The sequence below is a fragment of the Arthrobacter sp. MDT1-49-2 genome (assembly GCF_059090185.1).
In genome coordinates this window covers 318,302-330,683 of the sequence record NZ_JBNHFK010000002.1, presented here as the reverse complement: position 1 = coordinate 330,683, position 12,382 = coordinate 318,302, and the positions used below count along the sequence as shown (strand labels likewise).

Annotated in this window: 13 protein-coding genes; 10 read left to right on the top strand and 3 right to left on the bottom strand. The window is 66.5% G+C overall.

Going from position 1 to position 12,382, the window contains the following annotated elements:
- Nucleotides 1–2 precede the first annotated feature (2 nt).
- From AC5RTS_RS04045 to AC5RTS_RS04035, 3 genes are all read left to right on the top strand, one after another.
- The gene (locus AC5RTS_RS04045) at nucleotides 3–1,067 is read left to right on the top strand and encodes a maleylacetate reductase (protein ID WP_493990787.1); all 1,065 of its coding nucleotides are present in this window, start codon (nucleotides 3–5) and stop codon (nucleotides 1,065–1,067) included.
- Nucleotides 1,068–1,096: 29 nt separating this feature from the next.
- Nucleotides 1,097–1,957, top strand: coding sequence for an MBL fold metallo-hydrolase (locus AC5RTS_RS04040; protein ID WP_493990786.1), 861 nt, complete (start codon nucleotides 1,097–1,099; stop codon nucleotides 1,955–1,957).
- A gap of 120 nt (nucleotides 1,958–2,077) precedes the next feature.
- Entirely contained in the window at nucleotides 2,078–3,334 is a 1,257-nt protein-coding gene (locus tag AC5RTS_RS04035; protein WP_493990785.1) for an MFS transporter, read from the top strand.
- 85 nt (nucleotides 3,335–3,419) lie between these two features.
- Here the strand turns inward: AC5RTS_RS04035 and AC5RTS_RS04030 are convergent, their stop codons facing one another.
- Nucleotides 3,420–4,547 (bottom strand): thermonuclease family protein, encoded by a 1,128-nt coding sequence (locus tag AC5RTS_RS04030; RefSeq protein ID WP_493990784.1) that lies wholly within the window; start codon nucleotides 4,545–4,547, stop codon nucleotides 3,420–3,422.
- A gap of 339 nt (nucleotides 4,548–4,886) precedes the next feature.
- On the opposite strand from AC5RTS_RS04030, the gene AC5RTS_RS04025 reads away from it, so the two are divergent.
- The 5 genes from AC5RTS_RS04025 (at nucleotide 4,887) to AC5RTS_RS04005 (ending at nucleotide 9,957) form a co-directional block, all read left to right on the top strand.
- Complete coding sequence (locus AC5RTS_RS04025; RefSeq protein WP_493990783.1) at nucleotides 4,887–5,279, top strand: hypothetical protein; 393 nt, start codon at nucleotides 4,887–4,889, stop codon at nucleotides 5,277–5,279.
- Nucleotides 5,280–5,494: 215 nt separating this feature from the next.
- Nucleotides 5,495–6,610 (top strand): multiple monosaccharide ABC transporter substrate-binding protein, encoded by a 1,116-nt coding sequence (gene chvE / locus AC5RTS_RS04020; protein ID WP_493990782.1) that lies wholly within the window; start codon nucleotides 5,495–5,497, stop codon nucleotides 6,608–6,610.
- Between the two features lie 93 nt (nucleotides 6,611–6,703).
- A complete protein-coding gene (gene mmsA, locus AC5RTS_RS04015; protein WP_493990781.1) occupies nucleotides 6,704–8,251 on the top strand; it encodes a multiple monosaccharide ABC transporter ATP-binding protein in 1,548 nt (515 codons plus the stop codon).
- Nucleotides 8,248–9,450, top strand: a complete 1,203-nt coding sequence (mmsB, locus tag AC5RTS_RS04010; protein WP_493990780.1) for a multiple monosaccharide ABC transporter permease — start codon at nucleotides 8,248–8,250, stop codon at nucleotides 9,448–9,450. Before mmsA ends, mmsB begins: the two co-directional genes overlap by 4 nt.
- A gap of 90 nt (nucleotides 9,451–9,540) precedes the next feature.
- Nucleotides 9,541–9,957, top strand: coding sequence for a VOC family protein (locus AC5RTS_RS04005; RefSeq protein ID WP_493990779.1), 417 nt, complete (start codon nucleotides 9,541–9,543; stop codon nucleotides 9,955–9,957).
- Here AC5RTS_RS04005 and AC5RTS_RS04000 read toward each other — a convergent pair.
- Entirely contained in the window at nucleotides 9,954–10,511 is a 558-nt protein-coding gene (locus AC5RTS_RS04000) for a VOC family protein (RefSeq protein WP_493990778.1), read from the bottom strand. The two genes, AC5RTS_RS04005 and AC5RTS_RS04000, sit on opposite strands and share 4 nt — an antisense overlap.
- Before the next feature lie 127 nt (nucleotides 10,512–10,638).
- Here AC5RTS_RS04000 and AC5RTS_RS03995 point away from each other — a divergent pair, with 127 nt between their 5' ends.
- Nucleotides 10,639–10,974 (top strand): DUF6597 domain-containing transcriptional factor, encoded by a 336-nt coding sequence (locus AC5RTS_RS03995; protein WP_493990777.1) that lies wholly within the window; start codon nucleotides 10,639–10,641, stop codon nucleotides 10,972–10,974.
- Nucleotides 10,967–11,428 (top strand): helix-turn-helix domain-containing protein, encoded by a 462-nt coding sequence (locus AC5RTS_RS03990; RefSeq protein WP_493990776.1) that lies wholly within the window; start codon nucleotides 10,967–10,969, stop codon nucleotides 11,426–11,428. Before AC5RTS_RS03995 ends, AC5RTS_RS03990 begins: the two co-directional genes overlap by 8 nt.
- On the opposite strand, the gene AC5RTS_RS03985 is transcribed toward AC5RTS_RS03990, so the two are convergent.
- Nucleotides 11,388–12,317 (bottom strand): LysR family transcriptional regulator, encoded by a 930-nt coding sequence (locus AC5RTS_RS03985; protein ID WP_493990775.1) that lies wholly within the window; start codon nucleotides 12,315–12,317, stop codon nucleotides 11,388–11,390. The two genes, AC5RTS_RS03990 and AC5RTS_RS03985, sit on opposite strands and share 41 nt — an antisense overlap.
- Nucleotides 12,318–12,382: the final 65 nt, after the last annotated feature.

The following is a 12,382-nucleotide window of genomic DNA, read 5'->3' as shown; positions in this document are numbered from 1 at the left end:
CCATGGCCCTGGCATTTGAACATGTGACCCTTGGCCAGCGTGTGCTGTTCGGCTCCGGCAAGGCGGCGGAAAACCTGGCATCCGAGGTCGAGAGGATCAACGCGAAGCGGGTAATGGTGATCGCCTCGGCAAGGGGAGCCAAGGACGCTGCTGACGTTTCCTCCGGAATCGACGTGGCCCTCAAATACTCCGACGTGACAGCGCACGTGCCGCTCGAAATAGCCGAGGCAGCCAGGTCCGCTGCGGCCGATTCCCACATTGACCTGGTAGTGAGCATCGGAGGCGGCTCAGCGACCGGACTGGCCAAAGCCGTTGCCATGACCGCAGGCCTTCCCATCGTTGCTGTCCCCACCACGTACTCCGGTTCTGAGGCAACGAACATCTGGGGTCTGACCGAAGCTTCTCGCAAGACCACCGGCGTTGATGACGCGGTATTGCCGACGACCGTTATCTATGACGCCGCTTTGACCCTCTCCCTCCCGGTGGATCTGTCGGTGGCCTCCGGGCTGAACGCCGTGGCCCACTGCATCGATTCGATGTGGGCGCCCCGGGCGGACCCGATCAACAAGGCCTTGGCAGCAGAGGGTCTCCGGGCGCTGAGCAGGGGTTTGCCTTCGGTTTTCGAGGACCCGCAGGATCTGCCCGGGAGGGAACTGCTGCTCTACGGGGCATACCTCGCAGCGGTCGCCCTTTCCTCGGCCGGTGCCGGAATGCACCACAAGATCTGCCATGCCCTCGGGGGCACCTGGAACCTGCCTCACGCGCAGACCCACGCCATCGTGCTGCCCTACGTGCTCGCCTTCAATGCGCCCTCGGCTCCGGAGGCTGCTGCCCGGATCGCCGACGCATTCGGTGCCGAGGACGCCCTCACCGGCCTGAACCACCTCCGTGCCGCCGTCGATGCGCCTGCAGGGCTCAAAAACTACGGTTTTGCGGAGAAAAACATAGCCGAAGCCGTGGAACTCATCCTGCCGGTCATTCCCGCATCGAATCCGCGGCGGGCCACCGCTGCGGAGCTCGCCGAGCTGCTCACGGCGGCCTGGGCAGGAGCGCCCGAAAGTGCATAGCCGCCGCTACGGGTGAAACGGGGAGGGAAATGACAAGCAAAGTCCGGTCCGGCGGAAACCGGGCGGCCGCGCGGAAAATCACCGAACCGGCGCCTGGCGTGTTCTTCGTGGAAGGACCGGCGTCGAACTGGATCATTCTGCGCCGCGGCCAGCAGTTCACACTCGTCGACGGCGGCTACCGGGGTGACCTGCCCCGGGTCCTGGCCTCCATCCGCGCCGTCGGCCTGGACCCGGGTGGCGCCGTCGCGCTGCTGCTCACGCATGCGCACGTGGACCACACGGGGGCCGCCGCGTACTTTGCCCGGCACTACGGCACACCGGTGTTCAGCAGCGCGGCCGAGCACCGGCAGCTGACGGGACTGGAGAAATTCCAAGTGTCGCCGCTGCAGATACTGGCCCGTGCCTGGCAGCCAAGGGTGTTGCACTGGACGGTGCGTGCGCTGCGGTCCGGCGGCGCCAGGGCCGTACCGGTTCCGTCAGCAGCGGTCTGGGATGACGCGCTGCTGGCATCGCTCCCGGGCAGCCCCGTTGCCGTCCCCACACCGGGGCATACCCCCGGGCATACGGCCTTCTATCTGCCAACGGCCAAAGCGGTGGTTACCGGGGACGCTCTGATCACCGGGCACGCCATCAGTGCCCGGAACGGTCCGCAGCTGCTGCACCCGATGTTCCATCACCATGCCTCCGGCGTGCAGGGTTCGCTGGCGGTCCTGGCGAAACTGGATGCCGGCCTGCTGCTGCCCGGGCACGGCCCTGCGCTCCGGATGCCAGTCCGCGACGCGGTGGATGCAGTCCGCCGGTCGACGGCGGCTGCCGGACGGGCTCGCGGGCCCGCCCTGCTGCCGGGCCGGACAGGCCTGGCCGGGAACGGCGTCCGCTTCTTCACCTGACCCCGGCACAGTCGTACACTGAGCGCCAAGTTAGTACCGCCGTCGCTGTGCAGTTGAACCGGAGCTGGCTCGCCCGTCCGGCACAGTTGCGGACCGGCGAACACGCGAAGGAAGCGCATCATGCAGAAACAGCTCATGACGCCCCGGCGGCGCTGGATCGTCGCCTTGTGCTGGCTCACCGTGGTGTTTGAGGGGTATGACATTGTGGCGCTGGGGGCCGCCATTCCCACGCTGCTGGATACCGCGCACGTTGGCATCACCGCTGCCGGTGCAACCTATGTCTCCACCATTTCCCTGGTGGGCGTGGGCATCGGTGCGGCGTTGATCGGCCCGCTGTCGGACCGCTGGGGCCGGCGGGTTCCGCTGATTCTCTGCGTGGTCGTTTTCTCCCTGTTCACCCTCGTGCTGCCGCTCATGCCCAGCGTTGCACTGATGGGGATAGTCCGGTTTATTGCCGGGCTGGGCCTGGGCGGGTGCATGCCCGTGGCCATCACCGCCATGCAGGAAGCGGCCTCTGAGAACGCCAAGGCCAATGCCAGCACCATCACCATGACCGGCTACCACTGCGGTGCCGTGCTGGCTTCGGTACTGGCGATCATCTTCCGTGAGCACTGGGGGTGGCTGTTCTATGCCGGCGGCGCGCTGGGACTGGCAGCCGCCGTCGTCATGTGGTTCCGTCTTCCGGAGACCGGATCAGTGCATCTGGCCGCTCGGGAGGCCAAGGAGAAGGGAACCGCCCAGGTGAAACTGGGGGACCTGCTGCGCCCGCCGTATCTGCGGATCACCCTGGGGCTGTGGGTGGCAGCGTTCATGGGGCTCATGCTTGTGTACGGCCTGAACACCTGGCTGCCGCAGATTATGCGGGAGGCCGGCTATGCGGTGTCCGCCTCGCTGGTGCTGCTGCTGGTTCTGAACGTCGGTGCCGTGATTGGGCTGCTGATCGGCGGCCGGGTGGCGGACAAACGCGGGCCCAAAGGAACCACCATGGCATGGTTCGGTGCGGCTGCGGTGCTGCTGGCCATCCTCAGTATCCGGATTGAGAGCTCGCTGCTGCTGAACGCGGTGGTCCTGGTGACCGGCGTCTTCGTCTTCTGCGCGCAGGTCCTGGTCTACGGCTTCGTGGGATACCTGTATCCCCGCGCGGTGGTGGGCTCGGCCATGGGGTTTGTCTCCGGCGTGGGACGGCTGGGCGCCATTGTCGGACCGTGGCTGACCGGCGCCCTGGTCACCGCGGGGATTGCCTACCCGTTCGGGTTCTACGTCTTTGCGCTCGCCGCCGCCCTGGGGGTGGTGGCCGTTGCGGTCATCCCGCGGCCCGGGCGGCCTGTTGCAGACACGGCGGACCCCCGGGTCTCTCCGGACGGGCAGGCTGTCTAGGATCGCACAGCCAACCCCGCCTGCTGCCGGATCCTGGGCGGCTGCCGTTCCGAAGAACGGTAGCCGCCCAGGAGATCAACAGCCTCTAGCAGGGGCGCCAGGTCTGGCCGCCCGGTGCGTAGCAGCGCGGCCCGTTGTAGCCCGGGGGATTGACCTGCACCGGAGGTGCCGGCGGAATGTACTGCTGCTGGGCCTGCCGGTTGGCCTCGGCCTGGGCGGCTGCCTGCCTATTCGCTTCGGCCTGGGCAGCCGCGATACGGTCTGCCTCCGCCTGGGCAGCCGCAATGCGGTTGGCTTCGGCCTGCGCGGCCTCGGCCGCAACCCGCTGGGCCTCGGCTTCGGCGGCCACGCGGGCCGCTTCCTTCTCGGCGGACCGGCGCTGGCCTTCCAGGGCCACCAGCTGGTCATGTTCGGTATGGACAGTGCTTTTCGCAGCAGCGGCGCGGGCCTTGAGCGAGGTTTTCTCCGCCTCCGAAAGCGCCTTCGACATCAGGGCATCACCGGTCTTGACCGCTTTTTCCAGCGCATCAACGGTCTCATCCACGGTTTTGACCAGGGCATACACCACCGCGACGGCAGCAGCAGCCTCATCCGCGCTGGACCCTGTTCCCTCGGCAGCGGCCTGAGCCGCGGCCTGCTCCACCAGGCCAACCATGGCCGGCACAGTGCACTCAATGGCAGGGCTGTAGAGTCCGGCCTGGGCGTCCCTGGCCTCCTGGTAAGCCTCGTCCACCGGCGGGCGGAACTTGACGTTCTTGCCGTAGGTTACCGGGAAGCCCAGCCCGGCACGGGCCACCTCGGCGTTCATCAGGCGGTCCGTGGCGTCGTACACCCCGGCAAGGGTCCGGCCGTAGCGGTCTTCGCGTTCGACGTCGTACTCCAACGTCACGGTGCTGCCGGCCGGCAGCGCGTCCTTGAGGAACTCCGTGGCTTCCGGGCCGAGGCACTCCACGTCCTTGTCCGGATCTTTGGTCTCCGGGGTGTCCACATTCAACAGCCGGACGGTGACTTCCTCATTGTCGAGGTCCACCACGAGGGTGTCTCCGTCGATCACCCGGACGACGGTCGCCCCGTCACGCTGCTCGACCTCGGTCTCGGCGGCGGCAGGTTCGGAGCAGGAGGAGGCGGTAAGAACAACGACGGCGGCAGCCGCGATGGCCGCCGCCTTTCTGAAAGGTGCGGAGCGGTACGCTCCACCGGTAGTGCGATACAAGGTGTTTCCCCATCTATTGAAATATCCGGGAGAACTATCGGCATGTTCCGCGGAACGGGTAGGCGCGTCCGGATGCCGCGCAGGCTCCCGCAGCGATCTGGAGTTGGCGCCCATTCATAGTGCAGATAATGCGGCCTGGACGGACCGCAGCCAGCATTATCTGCGCTATGAACGCCGTGCAGGCGGAGATCCCGAACACTAAGTGCGCTGTCGATGGGCATGAACGGGCGCAAACCTGAAAGAATGGCAAATGCCGGCTCGGGGGAGTCACGCTGCGGAACCCGTTGTGGAATGCCCCCTGCCGACGCGCCACCTTCAGTCTCACGCAGGAGCATGCATATGACCCCCGAACCAGCCGCCTCCCCCTTCAGCATCCCCGCGGACTCCCGCGTCACCGTGTACGGTGCGCACGGCCGTGCGGAGGTGGCGGAGTTGGTCCCGGCCGGTGCGTTCCTTGCCGAGGACGACGGCCGGTTCCCCGCCGACGTCGTGATCCTTTTCGTCTCCACTGCCGCGGACCTGGCGCACGAGCTGGCCACCGCCGCCGCATCCGTGGAGTCCGGCGGGGTGCTGTGGGTCTGCTATCCCACCGCCGAGGTAGACGGCAATGCTCCGGACCTGAACCGGGACACCGTCGCGTCCCTCTTTGAGACCAATGACTGGGAGCCGGTGGGCGACGGGACCCTGAACGCGCACTGGTCTGCGGTTCGCGGGCAGCCGACGGGAATCTGACCTCACCGCCGAAACTGGCAAATCTCTCTTGTGTAAGTAGGGATCGAGTGGATAAGTTGTCCGCGCCTACAAATAGTTGACGGGCTGGACCCGGCAACAGGTGCTACAGCGTTGTATCCGCTTGATCCAGCTGCCGCCAGCCGCGGCCGTGACGCCGGTTCCCGGCCGCGCGGCCCCCGTCTTCCGACTGCGGGATCCTTTTCGAAGGCTTCAGCATGAGCACAATGAAGAATGTCTCGGCCGTCTTTTTGGCCGCAGGACTCGCCGCCGGCCTGGCGGCCTGCGCACCGGCAGGATCCGGTGACGGCGGGGACGGGGAAGCATCCTCCTGCAACGTCGGCATCTCCATGCCCACCCGCAGCCTGGAACGCTGGATCAATGACGGCGAGGGTTTGAAGGAAAAACTCGAGGACAAGGGCTGCCAGGTTGACCTGCAGTACGCGGACGACAAGACCGACCAGCAGATCAGCCAGATCCAGAACCAGGTGGCCGGCGGCGCGAAGATCCTCGTGGTCGCGGCCATCGACGGCGAGGTCCTGGGCCCCGCCCTGGAGGATGCCAAGAACCAGGACATCCAGGTGATCGCCTATGACCGCCTTATCAACGGCACCGATGCCGTGGACTACTACGCCACCTTCGACAACTACAAGGTGGGCCAGCTGCAGGGCGAGTTCATTGAAGAGGAGCTGGGCCTGGCCAACGGCGAGGGACCCTACAACCTCGAACCGTTTGCCGGCAGCCCGGATGACAACAATGCCGCGTTCTTCTTCGCCGGCGCCTGGGACGTGCTGCTCCCGTACGTGGAAAGCGGGCAGCTGGTGGTTCCCTCCGGCAAGTCCCCGGCCAGCAACGAGGAGTGGACCTCCATCGGCATCCTCGGCTGGCAGTCCAAGGATGCGCAGGCCGAAATGGACAACAGGCTGCAGTCCTTCTACACGGGGGACAAGAAGGTTGATGTGGTGCTCTCCCCGAATGACAGCCTTGCCCTGGGCATCGAATCCTCCCTGGACGCCGCGGGCTACGAACCCGGCACCGACTGGCCGGTGATCACCGGTCAGGACGCCGACGTCGCCAACGTCCAGGCCATGCAGGGGGACCGGCAGTCGATGACCGTCTGGAAGGACACCCGCGAACTCGGCAGCCAGGTGGAAACCATGGTGGACGCCATCGTGGCCGGTGACGAGGTGGAGGTCAACGACACCGAAACCTACGACAACGGGGTGAAGGTGGTTCCCACCTACATTCTGGAGCCGATGGTGGTCACCAAGGACACGGTCCAGAAGGAGCTGGTGGATTCGGGCTTTATGTCCGCCTCCGACGCCGGCCTCTGACCTGTCGGCCTTTGACACGCGGGGTACGACGACGACGGCGGCCGCCCGCCGCCGTCGTCGACCCCCGTTCTCCACTACTGAAGCGAGTGCGGCATGAGTGACGTCATCCTGAAAATGGACGGCATTGTGAAGGAATTCAGCGGCGTCCGGGCACTGGACGGCGTCTCGATAGACGTGGAACGCGGCGGCGTGCATGCCATCTGCGGCGAAAACGGCGCCGGGAAATCCACCCTGATGAAGGTGCTCAGCGGTGTGTACCCGCACGGCAGCTTCGACGGGACCATCACCCTGGAAGGCACCCCGGTCAGCTACGGATCGATCAACGATTCCGAGCGCGACGGCGTTGTCATCATCCACCAGGAACTGGCATTGAGCCCGTTCCTGTCCATTGCGGAGAACATTTTCCTGGGCAACGAGGTGTCCAGGGGCGGGGTGATCGACTGGAACAAAACCAATCTGGAGGCGGCCCGGCTGCTGCAGCGGGTGGGCCTGGTGGAGAATCCAGCCACCAAGATCGTCGAGCTGGGGGTCGGCAAACAGCAGCTGGTGGAGATTGCCAAGGCGCTGTCCAAGGAGGTGAAAATCCTGATTCTGGACGAACCCACCGCGGCGCTGAACGACGACGACTCCGCGCACCTGCTGGGGCTGATCCGCCAGCTGAATGAAACCGGCATCACCTCGATCATCATTTCGCACAAGCTCAAGGAGATCCGCTCCATTGCGGATACGGTCACGGTGATCCGGGACGGACGGACCATCGACACTTTCGAGGTCCAGGACACCGAGGAAATTGAAACGCGCATCATCCGCGCGATGGTCGGCCGCCCGCTGGACCACCAGTTCCCGCCACGCGAGCCGCAGATCGGTGAGGAGAAATTCCGGGTGGAGGACTGGACCGTGCATCACCCCATCGATCTGGACCGGGTGGTGGTGGACCGCGCGTCCTTCTCGGTGCGGGCGGGGGAAATCATCGGCTTCGCCGGGCTGATGGGGGCCGGCCGGACGGAGCTGGCCATGAGCATTTTCGGCCGGTCCTACGGTTCCGGCATCTCCGGCCGGGTGTACAAGGACGGCGTCGAAATCCGCACCCGGACCGTTGATGAAGCGATCGGGCACGGGATCGCCTACCTCAGTGAGGACCGCAAGCGGTACGGGCTGAACCTGATTGGCAGCGTCACCGTGAATGTCTCCGCTGCGGCGCTGGGCAAGCTGGCACGGCTGGGCATCATCGACCGGAACCGGGAATACCGGGTGGCGGATGAGTACCGCCAACGCATGAACATCCGCACGCCCAGCGTCTCTTCCCTGGTGGAAAACCTCTCCGGCGGCAACCAGCAGAAGGTGGTGCTGAGCAAATGGCTGTACTCCGGTCCCGAGGTGCTGATCCTGGACGAGCCGACCCGGGGCATTGATGTCGGGGCGAAATTCGAAATCTACGGAGTCATCAACGAGCTGGCGGCGCAGGGCAAGGCCGTCATCCTCATATCCAGCGAACTGCCCGAGCTGATCGGGCTGGCGGACCGGATCTACACCATCTCCGAGGGCAGGCTGACGGCTGAAATTCCCCGTGCGGACGCCACCCAGGAGGAACTGATGCGCCATATGACCGCGGACCGGACCCAAGGAGCAGAAACCCCGTGACCACTACTACTCCCGAACAGGCCCGGGCGCCGCTGCCGCAACCGGGCAAGAACGGCAAAAAGCGCCGCCGGGTGGACCTGCGGCAGTACGGCATCCTGGGGGCGCTGGCCGTCATCATCCTGCTGTTCCAGATCCTCACCGGCGGCCGGCTGCTGTATCCGGGCAACGTCAGCAACCTCTTCCAGCAGAACGCCTACGTGGTGATCCTGGCCATCGGCATGGTCATGGTGATCATTGCCGGGCACATCGACCTGTCCGTAGGATCCGTGGTGGCCACGGTCGGCGCCATTGCCGCCCTGTCAATGAACGAGTGGGGCCTGCCCTGGTGGGCCGCCGTCGCCATCTCCCTCGTGGTCGGAGCCCTGATCGGTGCCTGGCAGGGGTTCTGGGTGGCATTTGTGGGGATCCCGGCGTTTATTGTCACGCTGGCCGGGATGCTGGTGTTCCGCGGCACCGCGCTGATCCTGCTCACCGGCGGAACCATCAGCGGACTGCCGCGCCCGTACAGTGCGATCAGCTCCGGCACCCTGCCGTCCACGGGCACACCGGACCTGGTGACGCTGGGCATCGGCGCGCTTGCCTGCGTGGCCCTGGTGGTGCAGCAGCTCAAGGGGCGGGCGGACCTGCGCCGGCTGGACCTGCCCCGGGAGCGGAGCGGCTCCTTCATCTTCAAGATCGCGCTGGCCGTCATCGCCATCATGTACCTCTGCTACCTGCTGGCCTACAGCCGCGGCATGCCGATCATCGTGGTCATCCTCGCGGTCCTGGTGCTCGCTTACTCCTTCCTGCTGAACCGCACGGTGTTTGGCCGGCACATCTACGCCATGGGCGGGAACCTTAACGCCGCGATGATGTCCGGCGTCAAAACCCGGTGGGTGAACTTCCTCGTGTTTGTGAACATGGGCTTCCTGGCCGGACTGGCTGCGGTGGTGAGCACCGCCCGGGCCGGCGGAGCCGTGGCGTCGGCCGGCGGCGGGTTCGAGCTGGACGCGATTGCCGCGGTGTTCATCGGCGGAGCTTCCGTGCAGGGCGGTGTAGGCACTGTGGTGGGGGCCGTGATCGGGGCGCTCGTGATGGGCGTGCTGAATCAGGGCCTGTCCATCCTGTCCGTGGATGCCGCCTGGCAGCAGGTCATCAAGGGCCTGGTGCTGCTGGCTGCGGTCGCCTTCGGGTTCAGTCGGCGGAAGGGTGCCCGTTAGGGCTGAGATTTTTAGCCGGACCGCTACCGCCGGGACTGACGCCGGAGCATACTCGGTGGCATCCGATCCGCCATGCGTAAGGAGAGAATTATGCCCAGCCAGATGAACCCCTACCTCAGCTTTCGGGACAACGCCCGGGAAGCCATGGACTTCTACCAGAGTGTCTTTGGCGGCACGCTGGAACGCTCCACGTTCGGTGAAATGAACATGGCCGATGATCCGGCCGAGGCGAACAAGATCATGCATTCCTCACTGACCACCGACAACGGATTCGTCCTGATGGCCTCGGACACGCCGTCGAGCATGAATCTCGACGAAGGCAGCAGCTATTCCATCTCGCTGAGCGGCGACAACGGCGAAGAACTGCGCCGCTACTGGGACCGCCTGCTCGACGGCGGGCAGATGGACCTGCCGCTGGAAAAGGCCCCCTGGGGCGACCTCTTCGGCATGCTGACGGACAAGTTCGGCACCAGCTGGATGATCAGCATCGAGGGCGAGGACTCCTAAGCGTCCTCGCCCGAGCCGGAGGTCATGCCCTGCCCGGCTGCCCATTCGGCAACCCGGGCGGCGCTTTCCTCCTCGGACAGGTCCTCCACCCGGGACATCACGGACCAGCGGACCCCGAACGGGTCACGGATGCTGGCGAACCGGTCCCCGCTGACGAAGGTCGTCAGTGGTTCACGGATACTGGCCCCGGCTGCTTCCGCCCTGGCCACGGTCTCATCCGCGTTTTCGCAGTACAGGCCCATCGAATAGCAGTCGGCATCGCCGTCCGGGGCGGAGACCAGGCCGTAGTCGGGGTTGGGTTCGCCCAGTTGCAGCCGGCCGGTGCCGAAGTCCAGGTCCGCGTGGACCACGATGCCGCCCATCTCGGTGGCATCGATCAGCCGGGCGCCGAAGACATCCCGGTAGAAGTTGATGGCCTCGCGGGCGTCCGGAACGGCCAGGAACGGGGTCAGCGTGGTGACGCCATGCGGGACGCCGCCGGTGGTGTGCCGGCCGGTCACGCCTGCGGTGCCCTGCGCAGTGGTTGAAGGATTGGTGTTGGGTGAAGTAGTCATGTTTCGACGGTAGGGGTGCAGGCAGGGCTCCGGCTTGAAGATTTGCGACAGTTCGGGAAGCAGGCCGGGAAGGCACTCCGGAAGACAGGCCGGAAGGCAGTCCAGATGCCAGGGCGGGGGAGGCAACGTGGAGGAGCAGTGGCGCGGAACGCTGTATCCCGCCCGGCTGCCCTCCTTCCACCGGCTCCCGGCTCCGGTGGCGCTCGCGGACCGGGTGCGCTGGTTCTGGATCCCGGAATGGCAGCTCGCCCCCGGCCGGGTCAGCCGGCAGGAGGTGCTGCCCTTTCCCGCCCTGAACCTGGTGGTGCAGCCAACCGGGGTTACCCTCTCCGGACCGGCCACCCGGCGGTCCTTCCGTGATCTGGAGGGGCACGGGTGGGCGGTGGGGATGCTGCTCGGTGCCCGCCTTTACCAGCGATCCGGGCAGCCTGCGGAACTCCGAAATCCCCGTGGACATGCCTGACCTCCATGCTGCCGTCGTTTCCGCCATGGCCGGGGAGAGCGGGACGCGCGACGGTGACGGCCGGCGCGAGGACGCGGCGGGTGCGGCGGGGACCTGGCTGGAGCGCAGGGTGCCGGTTCCCGAGGCCGACGGGTTGGTGGCCAACCGGTTGGAGGACCTCATCGCCGCCGATGCGTCGCTGACGCGGGTAGGGCAGGCAGCTGACCGGCTGGGGGTGTCGGTACGGACGCTGCAGCGGCTGGCCCGGCGCCACGTGGGCCTGCCGCCGCTGGCCATGATCCGGCGCTACCGGCTGCAGGAAGCCGCCGAACGCCTGCGCCTGCAACCCGGTCTGCCCGTCGCAGACATTGCCGCCGAGCTGGGCTACGCCGACCATGCCCACCTGACGACGGATTTTCGTACCGTCCTGGGCTTCACGCCCAGCGGTTACCGGCGTTCGGCGGCGGAACCGTAGAAGGACCGGACGCTGAGCTGAACAGCCCGGCCACCTGCGCCAGCTCCGGGGGAGCAGCGGCATTCCAGGCGGCCCAGGTCTGGACCTGAAGGGATTCTCCACCGGCATCCCGGGCAGAGAGGGGTACCCATTTCCAGCCGGGAAAGTTGATGCCGGCCGAGGATTCGGTGGTGAGGGCGGCGTCGGCGTCCGCCAGATCCGCAATCAGCAGGCTGTGGTGGCTGAACTTCCGGAAGACCCAGTGGGTGCGGACCCCCTCCGCCTCCGCGGCGCTGCGCAGCTTCACTTCCTGGATGCGGATTTCCCCCGCTGCGTGGGCCATCACCGTGAGTCCGTCCAGATCGAACAGGCTCAGGACATCCCGGTCATTCAGCGCTGAGGAAGGCCGGACGGCAGCGCCCAGCGGCTGGGTCAGCAGGTGCCGGCGCTGAATGCCCTCGCCGGGTTCCGTGTGCAGCAGGGCCATGTCGATCTGGCCGGCGCGCAGCAGCCGGTGCTGTTCATCGCTGCTGGCTTCGTAGAGGGAAAACCGCACCGCCAGTCCGGCGGACTCCACCCGGCGGACGGCGGCCCGGAACCAGTCGTGCGGAAGGCCGGGAGGAGCGCCCACCCGGATCAGCGAGCTGCCGCTGGCGGCCAGGCGCACCAGCTCGGGGGTGCGGTCCACCTGGGCCAGGATGGTGTCGGCATGGGTCTTGATCACCTGGCCCAGCGGCGTCAGGGTCACCCCGCGGGGATTGCGCTGCAGCAGTGCCCCGCCCAGTTCCTTCTCCAGTTCCGCGAGCTGGCGGCTCAGGGCAGGCTGCGTCATGTGCAGTTCCGCCGCGGCGCCACTGATGCTGCCCGTGGTCGCCGTGCGCACAAAGTACTTCAGGTGCCTGATCTCCATGCCGACACCCTATGCCCAAAAGGCATGGCGTCACGTAGCTTTAGGCATTTGATTTATAGGTGGTC

What these genes read in the sequence shown, in the direction of transcription:
- AC5RTS_RS04045 (WP_493990787.1), top strand. Translation starts at nt 3, where the DNA reads ATGGCCCTGGCATTTGAACATGTGACCCTTGGCCAGCGTGTGCTGTTC.
- AC5RTS_RS04040 (WP_493990786.1), top strand. Translation starts at nt 1,097, where the DNA reads ATGACAAGCAAAGTCCGGTCCGGCGGAAACCGGGCGGCCGCGCGGAAA.
- AC5RTS_RS04035 (WP_493990785.1), top strand. Translation starts at nt 2,078, where the DNA reads ATGCAGAAACAGCTCATGACGCCCCGGCGGCGCTGGATCGTCGCCTTG.
- AC5RTS_RS04025 (WP_493990783.1), top strand. Translation starts at nt 4,887, where the DNA reads ATGACCCCCGAACCAGCCGCCTCCCCCTTCAGCATCCCCGCGGACTCC.
- chvE (WP_493990782.1), top strand. Translation starts at nt 5,495, where the DNA reads ATGAGCACAATGAAGAATGTCTCGGCCGTCTTTTTGGCCGCAGGACTC.
- mmsA (WP_493990781.1), top strand. Translation starts at nt 6,704, where the DNA reads ATGAGTGACGTCATCCTGAAAATGGACGGCATTGTGAAGGAATTCAGC.
- AC5RTS_RS04005 (WP_493990779.1), top strand. Translation starts at nt 9,541, where the DNA reads ATGCCCAGCCAGATGAACCCCTACCTCAGCTTTCGGGACAACGCCCGG.
- AC5RTS_RS04000 (WP_493990778.1), bottom strand. Translation starts at nt 10,511, where the DNA reads ATGACTACTTCACCCAACACCAATCCTTCAACCACTGCGCAGGGCACC.
- AC5RTS_RS03990 (WP_493990776.1), top strand. Translation starts at nt 10,967, where the DNA reads ATGCCTGACCTCCATGCTGCCGTCGTTTCCGCCATGGCCGGGGAGAGC.
- AC5RTS_RS03985 (WP_493990775.1), bottom strand. Translation starts at nt 12,317, where the DNA reads ATGGAGATCAGGCACCTGAAGTACTTTGTGCGCACGGCGACCACGGGC.